At 72.2% G+C, this 16,243-nt stretch carries 11 protein-coding genes; 5 read left to right on the top strand and 6 right to left on the bottom strand.

The window, feature by feature from the left end; genetic code table 11:
- Window position 1: 1 nt before the first annotated feature.
- The 5 genes from scpA to E1294_RS19825 form a co-directional block, all read right to left on the bottom strand.
- Window positions 2–2,161, bottom strand: coding sequence for a methylmalonyl-CoA mutase (gene scpA, locus E1294_RS19800; protein WP_132510175.1), 2,160 nt, complete (start codon window positions 2,159–2,161; stop codon window positions 2–4).
- Window positions 2,158–3,996, bottom strand: coding sequence for a methylmalonyl-CoA mutase subunit beta (locus E1294_RS19805; protein ID WP_132510177.1), 1,839 nt, complete (start codon window positions 3,994–3,996; stop codon window positions 2,158–2,160). The genes scpA and E1294_RS19805 overlap by 4 nt, the downstream gene beginning before the upstream one ends.
- Before the next feature lie 60 nt (window positions 3,997–4,056).
- Window positions 4,057–5,901 (bottom strand): peptidoglycan-binding protein, encoded by a 1,845-nt coding sequence (locus E1294_RS55910; RefSeq protein ID WP_246083125.1) that lies wholly within the window; start codon window positions 5,899–5,901, stop codon window positions 4,057–4,059.
- Window positions 5,902–5,983: 82 nt separating this feature from the next.
- On the bottom strand, window positions 5,984–6,922 hold the full coding sequence (gene mtnA, locus E1294_RS19820; RefSeq protein ID WP_132510179.1) for an S-methyl-5-thioribose-1-phosphate isomerase: 939 nt from the start codon (window positions 6,920–6,922) through the stop codon (window positions 5,984–5,986).
- Between the two features lie 31 nt (window positions 6,923–6,953).
- Window positions 6,954–8,819, bottom strand: coding sequence for a CASTOR/POLLUX-related putative ion channel (locus tag E1294_RS19825; protein ID WP_132510181.1), 1,866 nt, complete (start codon window positions 8,817–8,819; stop codon window positions 6,954–6,956).
- A gap of 121 nt (window positions 8,820–8,940) precedes the next feature.
- On the opposite strand from E1294_RS19825, the gene E1294_RS19830 reads away from it, so the two are divergent.
- The 5 genes from E1294_RS19830 to E1294_RS19850 all read left to right on the top strand — a co-directional run bounded on the left by E1294_RS19830 (window position 8,941) and on the right by E1294_RS19850 (window position 16,106).
- Window positions 8,941–10,440 (top strand): serine/threonine-protein kinase, encoded by a 1,500-nt coding sequence (locus tag E1294_RS19830; protein WP_132510183.1) that lies wholly within the window; start codon window positions 8,941–8,943, stop codon window positions 10,438–10,440.
- A gap of 59 nt (window positions 10,441–10,499) precedes the next feature.
- Window positions 10,500–11,609: a DUF5925 domain-containing protein gene (locus E1294_RS19835; protein ID WP_132510185.1), complete on the top strand. Its 1,110-nt coding sequence runs from the start codon at window positions 10,500–10,502 to the stop codon at window positions 11,607–11,609.
- Between the two features lie 150 nt (window positions 11,610–11,759).
- Complete coding sequence (locus E1294_RS19840) at window positions 11,760–12,986, top strand: C39 family peptidase (RefSeq protein ID WP_246083126.1); 1,227 nt, start codon at window positions 11,760–11,762, stop codon at window positions 12,984–12,986.
- A gap of 4 nt (window positions 12,987–12,990) precedes the next feature.
- Window positions 12,991–14,847 carry a prolyl oligopeptidase family serine peptidase gene (locus E1294_RS19845; protein ID WP_246083127.1) on the top strand — a complete coding sequence of 619 codons (1,857 nt, stop codon included), beginning with the start codon at window positions 12,991–12,993 and terminating at the stop codon, window positions 14,845–14,847.
- On the top strand, window positions 14,844–16,106 hold the full coding sequence (locus E1294_RS19850; RefSeq protein WP_132510187.1) for a M20/M25/M40 family metallo-hydrolase: 1,263 nt from the start codon (window positions 14,844–14,846) through the stop codon (window positions 16,104–16,106). Before E1294_RS19845 ends, E1294_RS19850 begins: the two co-directional genes overlap by 4 nt.
- Here E1294_RS19850 and E1294_RS57245 read toward each other — a convergent pair.
- A complete protein-coding gene (locus E1294_RS57245) occupies window positions 15,994–16,233 on the bottom strand; it encodes an ATP-binding cassette domain-containing protein (RefSeq protein WP_281284457.1) in 240 nt (79 codons plus the stop codon). The genes E1294_RS19850 and E1294_RS57245 overlap by 113 nt on opposite strands.
- Between the last annotated feature and the right edge of the window lie 10 nt (window positions 16,234–16,243).

Here is a 16,243-nt window from a genome sequence, read left to right on the forward strand (position 1 = left end):
CCTATGGACGCCTCCTCAGCTGGTCGATGAGGTCGAGGGCGGCGTCGGCGATCACGGTGCCGGGCGGGAAGATCGCGGCGGCGCCGGCGGCCCGCAGCGCGTCGTGGTCGTCCGGCGGGATGACGCCGCCGACCACGATCATGGTCTCGCCGGCGTCGTGGTCGGCCAGCGCCTTGCGCAGCGCGGGCACCAGCGTGAGGTGGCCGGCGGCCAGCGACGACACGCCCACGATGTGCACGTCGGCCTCGACCGCCTGCCTGGCGACCTCTTCCGGCGTCTGGAACAGCGGGCCGACGTCGACGTCGAAGCCCAGGTCGGCGAAGGCCGTGGCGATGACCTTCTGGCCGCGGTCGTGACCGTCCTGGCCCATCTTGGCGACCAGGATGCGCGGGCGGCGCCCTTCGGCGCGTTCGAAGTCGGCGCAGGCCTGGCGGACGCGTTCGATGGCGGCTGAGGGGCCTGACTCGTCGCGGTACACCCCTGAGATGGTACGGACCTGCTCGGCGTGCCGGCCGAAGACCCGCTCCAGCGCGTCGGAGATCTCGCCGACCGTGGCCTTCGCGCGGGCGGCGTCGACGGCCAGCTTGAGCAGGTTGTGCTCCAGGCTGTGCTTCGGATCGGGCGCCGGGTTGTCGGCGGCCTTGGTGAGCGCGTTGAGCGCGTGCTGCACATCGGGCTCGTGGCGCTCGGCACGGAGCCTGGCGAGCTTGTCGAGCTGCTGGGCGCGTACGGAGCTGTTGTCGACCTTGAGCACCTCGATGTCCTCGTCACCGGTCGCGCGGTATTTGTTCACGCCGATGACGGGCTGGCGACCCGAGTCGATGCGGGCCTGGGTGCGGGCGGCCGCCTCCTCGATGCGCAGCTTGGGCAGGCCCGCCTCGATGGCCCTGGCCATGCCACCGGCGGCCTCGACCTCCTGGATGTGCTCCCATGCGCGTTCGGCGAGGTCGTGGGTGAGGCGTTCGACGTAGTAGGAGCCGCCCCAGGGGTCGATCACCTGCGTGGTTCCCGACTCCTGCTGGAGGAGGAGCTGGGTGTTGCGGGCGATGCGGGCGGAGAAGTCGGTGGGCAGGGCGAGGGCCTCGTCCAGGGCGTTGGTGTGCAGCGACTGGGTGTGGCCCTGGGTGGCGGCCATGGCCTCGACGCAGGTGCGGGCGACGTTGTTGAACACGTCTTGCGCGGTCAGGGACCAGCCGGAGGTCTGGCTGTGCGTACGGAGGCTCAGCGATTTCGGATTTTTCGCGTTGAATCCGGAAACGAGCTTGGCCCACAACAGCCGGGCGGCCCGCAGCTTGGCGACCTCCATGAAGAAGTTCATGCCGATGCACCAGAAGAACGACAACCGCGGCGCGAACCGGTCGATGTCCATGCCCGCGGCGACCCCGGCCCGCAGGTATTCGACGCCGTCGGCCAGCGTGTAGGCCAGCTCGAGGTCGAGCGTGGCGCCGGCCTCCTGGATGTGGTAGCCGGAAATGCTGATCGAATTGAATTTCGGCATCTTATCGCTCGTATACGCGAAAATATCCGAAATAATCCGCATCGATGGTGCCGGGGGATAAATGTAGGTGTTGCGGACCATGAATTCTTTGAGGATGTCGTTCTGGATCGTCCCCGCGAGCTGCTCCGGCGCGACGCCCTGCTCCTCGGCCGCCACGATGTACAGCGCGAGAACGGGCAGCACGGCACCGTTCATGGTCATGGACACGGACATGCGGTCGAGCGGGATCCCGTCGAACAGCTGCCGCATGTCGTAGATGGAGTCGATCGCCACCCCCGCCATGCCCACGTCCCCGGCGACGCGGGGGTGGTCGGAGTCGTAGCCGCGGTGCGTGGCCAGGTCGAACGCGACCGACAGGCCCTTCTGCCCGGCGGCGAGGTTGCGCCGGTAGAAGGCGTTGGAGTCCTCTGCCGTGGAGAAGCCCGCGTACTGGCGGACCGTCCACGGCTGGTTGACGTACATCGTGGGGTACGGGCCGCGCAGGTAGGGGGCCGCGCCGGGATAGGTGCGCAGGAAGTCGAGACCGTCGAGGTCGCCGGCGGTGTAGAGCGGCTTGACCTCGATGCCCTCGGGCGTCTCCCACACCTGGCCCGCCGGCTCGGGGGCGTTGGTCCCCGGCTTGGGACCGCCGTTGAGCGGGATGCCGGAGAAGTCCGGGATCATCGGGTCACCTCCAGGTCGTCGAAGGTCGTGCGGAGCACGGCCAGCGCGTCACAGCCCGCGTGGAGGGTGGCGTCCACGCCGTCGTAGTCTCCCTTCCCCGCCAGCCACACCTTCTTCGCCCCCGCCTTGCGCAGGGCGGTGGCGACAGCCGCGGCGTGCTGGGTGTACAGCTTGTCGCTCGAGCACAGGCAGGCGACCGTCGTGCCGCTGACGGCGAAGGCGGTGGCGATCTGCTCGGGATCGGTTCCCGGGCCCGCGGTCTCGGTCTCCAGGCCGCCCGCCTGGAAGAGGTTCGCCGCGAACGCGGCCCTGGCGGTGTGGGCGGCCACGGGGCCGATGGTGGCGAGGAACACCTTGGGGCGCTCGGCCTGCGCGTCGGCCAGATCGCGCAGCTCCTCGAACGGCTCGGCGTAGCGCACCCGCGGCTGCCCCGCGCTCCCGCTCGCCTCCGGCGGCTCCGGAGAGCGGCCCGCCCGTGGCGCGACCGGAGGACCGGTCCCTTCCGCCGGCTCGTCCCTCCGGACGTCGTCAGGCGTCTCCTGCGGGGGTGTGCCGGTGGCCGGGGCAGGGCGGAGGGGTTTCTCGCGGATGTCGGGGTATTCGCTCACGCCCGTGATCGGGTGGCGCCGGTGGGCGACGTCGTCGGCGCGGCGGGCACGGGTGGCGGCGATACGATCGGACACCAGCCCGGCCCCCGCCACGATCCCCCCGGAGGTCTCGATCTCCTGGAACCAGTCCCACGCCCGCTCGGCCAGGTCGGCGGTGCGGCGTTCGACGTACCAGGAGCCGCCGGCGGGGTCGATCACCCGTCCCACACCCGACTCCTCCAGCAGCAGCGCCTGCGTGTTGCGGGCGATACGGCGGGAGAAGGCGTCCGGCAGCCGGAGGCGGGCGTCGAACGGCCGCACCGTGACCGCCTCGGCTCCGCCCACGCCGGCGGCGAAGCAGGCGAGCGTGGTGCGCAGCATGTTCACCCAGGGGTCGCGGGCGGTCATCATGGCCGCGCTCGTCACGGCGTGCTGCGCCTGGCCTCCGTACTCGGCGGCGCCGCAGACCTCGGCGACCCTGGCCCAGAGCCGGCGCGCCGCGCGCAGCTTGGCGATGGTGGCGAACTGGTCGGCGGTGGCGGCGTACCGGAACTCGATCTGCCCAAGCGCTTGCTCGACAGAGAGCCCGCCGCCGGTGAGCGCCCGCAGCTCCGCGACGCCCTGCGCCATCGAGCAACCCAGCTCCTCGGCGTCGCTCGCGCCGGCGTCATGGTAGGGCGTCGCGTCCACGACGACGGCCCGCAGCCCGGGGAAGCCGGCGACGCAGCGGCGCGCCAGCCCGGCCCCGAGCGCACCGGAGGCCCCCAGGTTGCCGCTCAGCGTGGTGCCGCGGGCCGCGGCCAGGCCGAACAGCGCCTCGGCGGCCTCCGCGGCGAGCTCGCCGGCCTCCAGCACGACAGGGGCCAGGTCGAGGTAGACGTCCTTCAGCACCGTGCCGAGCTCGCCCACCGGGATGGCGCCGGGCCCGGCGACCAGCCACAGCGAGGTGACACCGCTCTCCAGGTCGGCCAGCACGGCCTCGGGGTCGGCCACGGTGTGCCGCTGCCGCACGTCCCATCCGGGCACGGCCCTGGCCCCGCGGACGTAAGGGGCCGCGCCTGGCAGCCCCGGATCCCCAGGCAGGTCACCGGCGTCGTAGAGCGGCGCGACCGACACCCCGTCGTAGGTCAGGGTCGACAGCGCCTCCTCGGGAGAGTCCGCCTCGATCCCGGATTTGCGCAGGACCGCCACCGCCAGCGCCCGCCAGTCGTCGCGCGACACGGGCGCGAACCCCGCTGCCAGTTCCATGTTCGGATAGTAGGCGGAAGGCCGCGAACCCAGTAACCCAGGGTCCACCCCTACGCGGGATCAGCTGGTCGGGGCCTCCCACGTCAGCCGCCACGTGATCGGGCCCACGATCCCGTCGTCGTCGACTTCCTGCACGCGCTGGAATCTGCGGCACACATCGCGCGACTCAGCACCGTACGCGCCGTCCACGTCGATGTCCCAGCCGCGCCTGCGCATCTGCGCCTGCCACGTCCGCACGTCCTCACCGCGCGTCACCGGAGGGTACCTCAGCAGCCGCCCGGGGAACGGCGGCGTCGAGGGTGCCGGCGGCGCGGGCGTGCCGGGACGCGGGGCGCCACGCCTGACCCAGGCGTAGAGCGGGTCACCGGGACAGTCGGTGGCGTAGCCGTCGCGGTGCCCCTTGATCTCCTTGCCCGCGCGGCCGCGTCCGCGCAGGTGCTCGATCGCGTCGACGATCGCGTGCAGGACGCCGTCGGGCGGCTGCACGAGCCCCGTGTTGCCCACCAGCCCGAGCACGGCGTAGTGGCCGGAGTTGAGCCCCGGGCCGTTGGCGGCGGGCAGATGATGCGGCCCGCGCCCCTGGAACACCTTCCGGTGCGGGCAGGCGATCATGGTGTTGCCGGTGAAGTAGACGGTCCCGTCTCTGCGTGCCAGCCAGCTCTGGTTCTCGGTCCTGGGACACCAGATCTGGCCGTGGTACGTCTCCTTCCTGATGGTGAGGCCGGCGTCGCCGCGCTGTGCGGCCGGCCGCGGCACGACGTGCCGCCGACTGCCGACGGAGACCATCCACCCACCCGTCTCCGTGTCACCGACCGGCGGCACGCGGTGCAGCGACGCCCCCGACCCTGACAGCAGCACGGCGACCATGAAGGCCTCCGCCGCCGCCCGGTCCGTCCGCACGAGCCCATCGGGCCCGGCGTCACCCGCCGCCAGGGAGGTCTCCACGAACAGGGCGAGCTGCGCCCCCGACAGGGAGAGCAGGAAGTCGAGCGCGGGCACCCTGCCGGGTGCCACCTCATGCAGCCGCAGGCCCGCGCCGGCCGGGAGACGGAACGCGACACGATCGCCCGTGGTCGTCTCCCGCCATCGGGGACCATCGCTCCCCCGCCGGCGGAGCCGATCGGCGGGAGGGCCGAAGACCCCGTGGAGCGCAGCACGGATGCGCGCGAGATGCGCTTCGTCGTCCGGCGGCCGGTGGATCGCGACGCCGCCCTGAGAAGGGGTGCGCTCGACGACCCCCGCCGTCCAGAACCACGCGGCCAGTTCCACGAAGGCGTCCGACCATTTCGGCTCGGCCGGCAGGTCGGCGCAGGGAGCCGCGATCGCGATGCGGTCGTCGTGGCCGATGGTCTCGGTGGTCACCCACAGGCGCTCACGAAGGGTGACCGTCCGGCCCGTCCTCCCGGCGGGAAGCCACTTCGCGCCCGGCCCCCTCCACCGTACGGGGCCGGGGCCGCGGCGGCGGCGCTCCACCGGCCAGCGGTGATGGGGCGTGGTCAACGAGGAGTGGCCGGCGCCTTCCATCCGGATCATCTCCCGCTCCCGCGCGGGGAACACGCACACCTCGACCACGGGCTGCCACTCCGACATGCCGGTGCCGTGGTCGAGCGTCAGCGCGATGTCGCCGGGACGCAGCTCACGGTAGGACCTCCACCCCTGACGGGTGAGGATCTCGGTCTTCTCGTCCACGCAGTAGCCGATGTCGATCCAGCCGTTGCCGTCCATGTGGTGACCTTGAATGGAACGCACCAAGGCCGTGCAGGCGTTGTGGTCGGAGGCGATGCCGGGGTCGACCCTGCCACCCGTGTAGTGGACCTTCACACCCTTGGTGGAGTCGAGCTGCGTGTAGTCGCCGCGTGGCGCGCGAGCGTTCCAGTCGCGCCTTGATACCAGGTCGATGGCCACAGGTGAGCTCCGGGGGTCGCTGTCGGTGACGACCGAGCGTAACGCGGGTGGCGCGGACAGGTCCTGGAGATGGGGGATTTGGTCAGGGGCGGATCACCCGCTGGTCCGTCACGATCGCGGTGATGAGGTCGTGCGGTGTCACGTCGAACGCCGGGTTCACCGCGCGCGTGCCCTCCGGTGCCACGCGCACCCCTCTGATGGCCACGATCTCGTCCTCGCCCCGGTCCTCGATCGCGATCTGCTCACCGGACGGGGTGTTCTGGTCGATCGTGGACTCGGGCGCGACCACCACGAACGGCACCCCGGCGCGTTCCGCTCCGAGCGCGAGCGCGTACGAGCCGATCTTGTTGGCGGTGTCACCGTTGGCGGCGATGCGGTCGGCGCCGATGAGCACGGCGTCCACCTCGCCCTTGGCCAGCAGGTAGGGGCCCGCGGAGTCGGCGATGAGCCGGTGCGGCGCGCCCATCCTGGCCAGCTCCCAGGTGGTGAGGCGGGCGCCCTGCAGCAGCGGCCGGGTCTCCAGCGCCAGCACCTCGGCCAGCCGCCCGCGCTCGTGCAGCGTCTGGACGACGCCGAGCGCGGTGCCGCGTTCGACGGCGGCGAGCCCGCCGGTGTTGCAGACGGTCATGATCCGCAGCCGGTCGCCGTCGAGGAGGTCGGCGCCGCGCTCCCCCATGGACCGGCAGGCGGCGATGTCGGCGTCGCGGACGCGCAGCGCGGCGGCGAGCACCGCATCGCGGCCCTCCGGCAGGTGCGCGGCGACCTTGTCGACCCCCCACGCGAGGTTGACCGCGGTCGGCCTGGCGGCGCGCAGCCTGGCGATCTGGCCGGGGTCGCCGCCGGCCAGCACGACACCCAGCGCCCCGGCCACGCCGAGCGCGGGGGCGCCGCGCACGGCCAGCCGCCCGATGGCGTCGACGAGCTCGTCCACGGTGTGGATGCGCAGCAACACGCACTTGTCGGGCAGCAGCGTCTGGTCCACGAGCTCGACCGCGCCGTCCACCCAGTCAATGGTCCTCACGGGCACACGCTAACCCACCAGGGCGCGGGGGTCAGCGTTCGGCGAGGACGATCACCGAGTCCGCCTCCTCCAGGACGATGGGCTCGGTCTTGTCCGGGTTGAGGACGATGCCGTAGTGCGGCGGATCGTTCCTCGCCGTGTTCTTGCGGTAGCCGATGGCCGTCTCGCCCCTGCGCCGGGCGGACTCCACGACCGTGGAGAACGACACCTTCGCCCCCGTCTTCACGTAGGAGCCGGCGGGGCGCGGGTAGATCTCCGACCCGCGTGAGTCGAACAGGTAGCCGAACACGTCGGCCAGGTGCCGGTTCTCGGCGAGCTGGGCGAGGAGCAGGCCGATGACGGTGTCGCTGATGACGATGTCGTCGGCCTCGGTGACCTCGGCCAGGGAGCGGTTGTTCTCGTCGTGCATCTCGCTGACGATCGAGTAGTGCTCGCCGAGCGCGCTCTGCATGTCGCGGAGCTGCAGCAGCGTCATGAGCGTGCGCGTGTCGGAGTGGTGCGGGTCGAAACGGTCGTCGCTGAGCACGATGACATGCTGGAAGAGGCCGACGCCGAGCGATTCGAGGGCGAAGCGGTCGGTGGTGTCGCAGTCCTTGACGTTGACGGTGAGGTTGCGCAGGCCGGCCAGGCCGGTGCCGGCCTTGGGGTGGTCGGCGGCGATCTCCAGGACGGCGCCGCGGGCGACGTAGCCGTCGAGGTAGCGGACGATCTGCTCGGCCCTGCCGTTCCAGTTGAGCAGCAGCGTGCGCTCCGGTTCGGCGGGCGTGCGCTCCGACTCGACGATGGCGCCGTCCTCGACGGACGGCATGCCGGCCGCCAGGCGGACGTGGGAGTCGTCGTGGGCGATGACGATGACCTGGTCGTCGGCGTCGATGACGGTGTCGCCCGGCGGGTTCAGCACGACGCCGGACGGCCGGCGCAGGCCGATCACGGAGGCGGTCTGGTAGGCGTGCAGCGCCTCGCCGTACGTGACGCCGACGAGCTTCTTCGGGGTGCGCAGGTAGATCTCGCCGCCGTCGAAGTTGAGCAGGTCCATGCACACCACGGACATGCCGGACTGGCGCGAGGACTGCACGATGAGCCGGGACGCGGTGTCGTCGGAGTCGACCAGGTGCACCTCCTGGCCGCCGGCCAGGCGGGCGGCGGCGATGTTGCGGCTGGAGGTCAGTGCCGCGACGGCCGGCGGGTGCACGCCATCGCGCTTGGCCAGCGCGAGCAGGATCTTGATGACGTGGGCGTCGGGGTCCTCACGCTCGGGCGAGAGCACGACGACCGACCGGGCCGCCGCGAGGTTCATCAGGTCGAGGTCGTGCGGCTCGGTGGGCCGCCCGGTGCGGCAGACGATGCGCGTCTTGCCCAGGTCGCCGGCCTGCTCGCGGATCTGCTCCTCCATCTCCAGTTTGTCACGTTCCGCCAGGATGGCGATCACCGAGTTGCGCTGGCTCGCCTGCGCCTTGGCCAGCTCGGCCACGATCGTGAAGATCTGGTCGGACCAGCCGAGCACCACCGTGTGGCCGGACTCGACGATCCGGGAGCGGCCCCTGCGCAGGCGGTCGACCTTCTGCTTGAGCCCGTTGGAGAGCAGGCCGACGAGCATGCTGACGATAAAGATGCCGCCGAGCGAGCCGACGAACATCACCGTCATGTAAGCCGTCGAGCCTTCGTCGCTGGAGATCTTGCCGGGGCTGAGCGCGTGCATGAGCGCGACCCAGAGCACGTGTCCGGGACCGGTCACGCCCTCCGGCTCGTTGGGCGCGAGCCAGAGCGTCAGCACCGTGACCACGACGAGGAGCGCGACCGACACCAGGGCCAGCCAGCCGATCAGCGATGCCGTCCCTCTGGACATGGTGTTGTCGAACCAGTACCGCGTCCTTTCGCGGAACGTGATCTTCGACACTTCCCCTGATACCTCCGCGTAAGGAGTGAATTGACCCAACGGTCTAAAGTACCGGTGGATCTTGGCATCTGCATGATGATGGGCTCTTTGCCGTGTGTGTGACGACGGTAACGTATCGCCCATGGTGACCCCCCTGACACCAGACGACCCGGCGTCGCTGGGCGATTACCGCCTGGACTGCAGGCTCGGCGAGGGCGGGCAGGGCGTGGTCTACCTCGCCCGTTCCCCCTCCGGCGAACAGGTCGCGGTCAAGCTGCTCAACACCGGCGACACCGAGACCAGGGCCAGGCTCGCGCGGGAGCTCGACGCGCTGGCGGGCATCGCCTCCTTCTGCACGGCCCGGGTGCTCGACGTCTCCACCGGCGGGCCGCGGCCCTACGTGGTGAGCGAATACGTGGAAGGCCCCTCGCTGTCCGACCGGGTGCGCGAGCGCGGCCCGCTGCGGGGCGGCGACCTGGAGCGCCTGGTGGTGGGCACGGCCACGGCGCTGGCCGCCATCCACGCGGCCGGGATCGTGCACCGCGACTTCAAGCCGTCCAACGTGCTGCTCGGCCCCGACGGGCCCAGGGTGGTCGACTTCGGCATCGCCAGGGCGGAGGGGACGGCGACCATCACCTCCGGCCTGATCGGCACGCCCGCCTACCTGGCGCCCGAGCAGATCAACGGCACTCCCGCGGCTCCGGCCTCCGACGTCTTCGCGTGGGCCGCCTCCATGGTGTACGCGGCCACGGGAACGAGCCCGTTCGGGGCCGACACCGTCCCCGCCGTGCTGCACCGGGTGCTGCACGCGGAGCCGGACCTGTCGCCGTTGCCGCCGCGCCTGCGCGGGGTGATCGCGTCCTGCCTGTCCAAGGACCCCGCGCACCGTCCCTCGGCGCAGCAGCTCATGGTGTCCCTGGTCACCCCCGGCCACCCGGCCGGACCGCCCACGGGGCCCGCGGGCTCGGGAGCACCTTCCGCCGGCCCGTCATCGCGCACCGGCCCCACGGGACCGCTCAGCAGCGCGGAGACCACGGGCGAGACGCGGCGCGCCCGCAGACGTGGTCTGCTGCTCGGCGCGGTGGCGGTCGTGGTCGCCGCCGCCGCGGCCACCACCACGGCCCTGTTCATACACCCCCCGCTCGCGGAGGGCGACCGCTCGCCCACGGCCGCCCCTCCCACGCAGTCGCCGCCCGCCGGCACGCCGTCCCCGACCGGGCCGTCGGACAGCCCGTCACCGGACGGATCAAGCACCGCCTCCGCCGGCGCTACACCCACCGGGTCCGAGCCTTCGCCGGGCCAGGGTCTGCGGATCCCGGCCCGCTTCGAGGGCGTCTGGACGGGCCGTACCACCAGCACCAACCCGATGGACCCTGACGACAACGAGAACACGGTGGAGTTGAAGGAGGGCGAGTCCACCGCCAGGTGGCGCGAACGCGACGGCGACGACGACTGCCGGGGCACCATCACCCTGACCGAGGTGGAGGAGGCCCGGCTGACCTTCGCCCTGGGCCAGAACGAGGGCGGTTGTGTCCCCGGCACCATCGTGCTGGCGTTGGAGGGCGACTCGCTCGCCTATACCTGGCGCGACGTTCCCGGCCTCGGTCTCATCTCGCAGACGGGTACCCTCAACAAGGAATGACCACTTCTCCTCCCGGAAACCCTTCGACATCCGACGACCCTGCGGAGATCATTACCGATATGTCAGTGATCAGGGAGGTGCCGTTCCCCAGCCCGGACGCCTCAGAGCTCCCGATGAACATCAGCATCGACGACGCCGACTCCGCCATCGACCTCATCGACGCCCTGGCGCTGTCGCCGTTCGCGACGGGTGCGCAGCCCTGGTCCCGGCTGGCCAATCTGGACCGCGTACGCCCTGAGGCCACGCTCAGCCCCGCCGAAGGCCGCGTGCTGCGCACGGCGCGGGTCGAGGACGGCCCGGAGTCGCGGCTCATCAGCGGCGACGGCTGGACCCTGCGCGTCGTGCGCCACCGCGACCGCACGGCCACGGTCAGCGTGACGGCGGTGAGCGAGGAGCTGGCCAAGTCGGTGCTCCACGAGACCATCGACGGCGCGGAAGAGGCCATGCCTGACGTCGACCACGTCGAGATGGGCTTCTGGTGGCGCGGCACGCACGGCGGCACCCGCTCCGAGCGGCCGATCACGGCTCAGACGTGGGACGAGATCAGCGCCAACTACTCCGGCAAGGTGCGCGCGTCCCTCGACAGGCTGATGTCCGTCACGCCGTCCGGCGTGAACGGCCGGCTCATCCTCCTGCACGGACAGCCGGGCACCGGCAAGACCACGCTGCTGCGCACGCTGGCCAAGCAGTGGCACGACTGGTGCCAGGTCGACTGCGTGCTCGACCCCGAGCGGCTGTTCAACGAGCCGGGCTACCTGATGGAGGTGGCGGTCGGCTACGACACCGATGAGGACGCCCAGCGCTGGCGGCTGCTCGTCCTGGAGGACTGCGACGAGCTGATCAGCGCCGGCGCCAAGGCCCAGGCGGGTCAGGGTCTGTCGCGCCTGCTCAACCTGACGGACGGCCTGCTCGGCCAGGGCCGCGACGTGCTCGTGGCGATCACCACGAACGAAGACCTCGCCCGCCTCCACCCTGCCGTCGTACGCCCGGGCCGCTGCCTGGCGCAGCTCGAGGTGGGGCCGCTGAGCAGGGACGAGGCGATCGCGTGGCTCGGCACGTCGCAGGGCGTGGGCCCGTCGGGGGCGACGCTCGCGGAGCTGTACGCGCGCCGCGCGGGCCGGGAGATCCCCCACTCCTTCGACAACGACTCCACGGGCCTGTACCTCTGACCGCGGGGCCCGCGCACCCGCTCAGGACAGGCAGGTGTGCGGCGTCCCCAATCCCGGCGCCGTTCCGCCCGTCCTGGAGGGGCGGCGCGGGCACGGTACGCGAACCAGGCGGCGCGGCCGGGCCGGTACGTAAACCATCCGATGTGCGACATGGAGTGCGAAACCACAATATGGGTGGTGCTCACCGTCGACCCGTCCCCCGTTGCCTTCGCCCGCTTCGCGGTGCCCGACGGGTGGCCCGGCCGGGGATCCGGCAGCAGGCCCGACCGGGGGCCGCGCACCTGGATCGGTGAGGAGCACCCGATCGGGTTCGCCGCCACGCAGCTCGTCCCCTCGTGGACCGCTCGCACCCCGCCGGGCACGTGGATCGAGATCGCGCTGCGCGCCACGACGGCGTCCGGCGCCCGCTCCAAGTGGTACGTCATGGGCCGCTGGTCCGAGCACGGCGACCCGCGCACCTCGGTGCCCGGCCAGGGCGACGGGGACGGCGACGTGGCGGTGGACACGTTCGTCGCCAGGCGTCCCGTCGTGGCCTACCAGCTGCGGGTCACCCGACACGGCGAGAGCGCCCGCGTCACCGGCCTGGGCGTGATGGCCTCGGCCCTGCCGCGGCACCCGCTCCCGCCGAGCACTGTCGGCGGGCCTGGCGCCGACGGCGGCACGGTCGATGCCACCGGGCCGGACGCAGACGCCTGGCCGGACCCTCAAGCCGGGCCGGACGCCGACGCAGGGCCGGACGCCGGCGGCGGGGCGGGGGCCGTCGAGCTGGCGGTGCCCCGGCACTCGCAGTACGCGCACGCCGGGCACCACCTGCGCTGGGACGGCGGCGGCGCCAACTGGTGCAGCCCCGCCTCGGTGGCCATGGTGCTCGGCTTCTGGGGCCGCGGCCCCGGCCCTGGCGAGCTGGCCTGGGTCGGGGCGGACGACCCCGCCCCGATGGTGGACCACGCGGCCATGGGCGTGTACGACGAGAGCTACCAGGGCACCGGCAACTGGCCGTTCAACGTCGCGTACGCGGGGCGGTTCGGGCTGGCCGGCTTCGTGACGCGGCTGCGGTCGGCGGCGGAGCTGGAGCGGTTCGTACGGGCCGGGATCCCCGTGATCACGTCCCAGTCGTTCAAGGCGCACGAGCTGCCCGGCTCCGGCTACTCCACGAACGGGCACATCATGGTCGTGACGGGTTTCACCGCCGCGGGCGACGTCGTCGTGAACGACCCTGCCGCGCCCGCCGGGGCCGAGGTCCGCCGGGTCTATCCGCGGGCCGCGTTCGAGCGTGTGTGGCTCAGGAGCCCAGGCAGCGGCGGCAGCGGCGGCATCGTGTACATCCTTCACCCACCCGACCGTCCCCTTCCTCCCTGTACGAATGGCAATTGGTGACTTCATGAGCATTCGACCGATCGACGTGGCCCGTACCGACGGCGGCCCTCAGTGGGTGGAGGCGGTGGCCACGCCCTCAGGCACCGAGGTCTGGTGGGACGAGCCGCGCCCGCATGAGGGCGGCAGGCGCTGTGTGGTGCGCCGCCTCCCTGACGGCTCCCGCGTGGACGTCCTGCCGCCCGGCTGGAACGCGCGCAACCGGGTGGTCGAGTACGGCGGCCGCTCCTGGCGGCCGCTGCCCGGCGGCGGGCTCGTCTTCACCAACTGGGCCGACCAGCGCCTTTACCGCCTCGACGCGGGTGAGGACCCGGTGGCGATCACTCCCGTGGATACGTACCGTTACGCGGACCTGTACCTGCCCCCGGGACGCGAGGAGGTGTGGGCGGTCAGGGAGACGGAGAACGTGCGGGATCTGGTGGCGGTGCCGCTGGAGGGCGGCCGGACCAGAGTCATCGTCAAAGCCCACCATTTCCTGATGAATCCTCGGATATCACCCAACGGCCGCTTTGTCGCATGGATCGGCTGGGACCACCCCAACATGCCCTGGGACGGCACCGAGCTCTGCGTGGCCGAGCTGCGCGCGGACGGCACGGCCGGCCCGCACCGCGTGGTGGCGGGCGGCCCGCGCGAGTCGGTCGCCCAGGCCGAGTGGCGCGACGACACCGCTCTGTACGCGGTCACCGACCCCACCGGCTGGTGGAACGTGCATCTCGTGCCCGCCGACGGCGCGCCGTGCCGCAACCTCACGCCGATGGAGCTGGAGTTCGGCGGCGCGGCGTGGAAGCCGGGCATGACATACCTGGCGCTCGCGGACGACGGTGACCTGGTCGTCGTGTACGGCACCGCCGACCGCCGCCGCCTGGGCGTGCTGGACCCCGAGACCGGCGGCCTGCGCGAGATCGGCGGCGCGGCCACCCACTGGTCCTCGACCGTGTCGGTGGCGGGCGGCAAGGCGGCGGCGGTGCGCGCGACGCCGTACACCCCGCTGGAGGTGGCGCTGGTCGACCTCGACGGCGCGTACGAGATCGTGTCGGCGCCCAAGCCGCTGCCGGACGAGGAGCTGCTGCCCACGCCGGAGGCGATGACGATCGAGGACGTGCACGCGCACCTCTACCCGCCGTCGGGGACCACCGGCCCGAGCCCGTACGTGATCTTCGTGCACGGCGGGCCGACCGGGCACCTGCCGATCGTGCTCGACCTGGAGATCGCCTACTTCACCAGCAGGGGCATCGGCGTGGCCGTGGTGAACTACGGCGGCTCGACCGGCTACGGCCGGGCCTACCGGGAGCGCCTGCGCCACCAGTGGGGCGTGGTCGACGTGCAGGACTGCGCCAAGGTGGCCCGTGGCCTGGTGGAGCTGGGCCGGGCCGACGCGTCGCGGATCGCCGTCCGCGGCGGCAGCGCCGGGGGCTGGACCACGGTGGCGGCGCTCGTCCACAGCGACGTGTTCGCGGGCGGGGTCGCGCACTACGCGATCACCGACCCGGAGAGCTGGGCCGCGGAGACGCACGACTTCGAGTCCCGCTATCTGGACGGCCTCGTGGGCCCGCTGCCCGAGACACGAGAGCGCTACACCGAGCGTTCGCCGCTGCTGAACGCCGCCCGCGCGTCGGGCCCGTGCCTGATGTTGCACGGCTTGGAGGACGCGATCGTGGACGTCGGGCAGGCGGAGCGGTTCGCCGCCGAGCTGGACCGGCACGGCAAGGCGTGGGCCCTGCTGACGTTCCCCGGCGAGCAGCACGGCTGGCGCAGGGAAGAGACCATTGTCGCGGTGCTGGAGGCCGAGCTGGCCTTCTACGGGCTGCTCTTCGACCTGGAGACGCCCGAGGTGCCGCCGTTGACGCTTAAGGGGAGAGCATGAAGAGCGTTGCCGAGATCTGCTCGGATCTGATCAGGTTCGACACCACCAACCCGGGCTCGGGCGAGCGGCCCGCCGCCGAGTACGTCGCCACGCTGCTGGCCGACGCCGGCCTCGATCCCGTGGTGTTCGAGTCGGCGCCGAAGCGGACCACCGTCGTGGCGCGGATCGACGGCGACTCCCCCGACGCGCTGCTCATCCACGGCCACCTCGACGTCGTGCCCGCCGACCCGGCGGAGTGGCGGATGCACCCGTTCTCCGGGGAGATCGTGGACGACTGCGTGTACGGCCGGGGCGCGGTCGACATGAAGGGCTCGTGCGCGATGACCCTCGCGACCGTGCTCGACCTGGCCGCGCGGGGAGTGCGCCCGAAACGCGATCTGGTGCTGGCGTTCCTCGCCGACGAGGAGGCGACGGGCGACTTCGGCTCGCGGCACGCCGTCACCGAGCACCGCGAGCTGTTCGACGGCGTCACGGAGGCGATCAGCGAGTCGGGCGGCTTCAGCGTGGCCTCCGGCGAGCACCGGGTCTACCCGATCGCGGTGGGCGAGCGCGGCACCGCCTGGATGAGGCTCACCGCGCGCGGCGTGGCCGGTCACGGGTCCCGCCCCGCCGTGGACAACCCGGTGGCGACGATGGCGCACGCCCTGTCGCGGGTGGCCGCTCACCAGTGGCCGGTGCGCCTGACGCCGTCGGTCGCGGCGCTCATCGGGAACCTGTCGGAGATCACGGGGCAGCGCATCGACGTCGACCGCCTGGACGAGGAGGCAGTCCGTCTGGGCCCGCTGGGCAGCCTGTTCAAGGGCCAGATCCGCAACTCCGCGAACCCGACGATGCTGGACGCCGGCTACAAGGTCAACGTCGTGCCCTCGACCGCCGGGGCGCACGTGGACGGGCGTTACCTGCCGGGCCTGCGGGACGAGTTCCTGGAGACGATCGACGCGCTGCTCGGGCCGAAGATCACCCGCGAGTTCGTCAACCTGGAGGACGCCCCCGCCGCACCGTACCCGTCGGCGTTCTTCGACGAGCTGGCGGGCTCGCTCATGGCGGAGGACCCGCTCGCGCGGCCTGTGCCGTACGTGATGGCCGGCGGCACGGACGCGAAGTCGTTCGCGCGGATCGGGATCAAGGGGTACGGCTTCGCGCCGCTCATGCTCCGGCCGGACCTCGACTACTTCGGGATGTTCCACGGCAAGGACGAGCGGGTGCCGGTGGAGGGGCTGGAGTTCGGCACCCGGGTGCTCGCCCGCCTGATCGCCTGAGCCGCCCGGCTCCCGCCTCGGACACGATGTCCCCATGGTCGAGCTCCCGCGCCGGCCGCAGCAGCCCGACGGCGGCGTGCATGAGCGTGGACTTGCCCGCGCCGTTCTGCCCCACGAGCGCGGCCACGCGCCCGGCC

This window comes from Nonomuraea diastatica (assembly GCF_004349015.1).
Classification (GTDB): domain Bacteria; phylum Actinomycetota; class Actinomycetes; order Streptosporangiales; family Streptosporangiaceae; genus Nonomuraea; species Nonomuraea diastatica.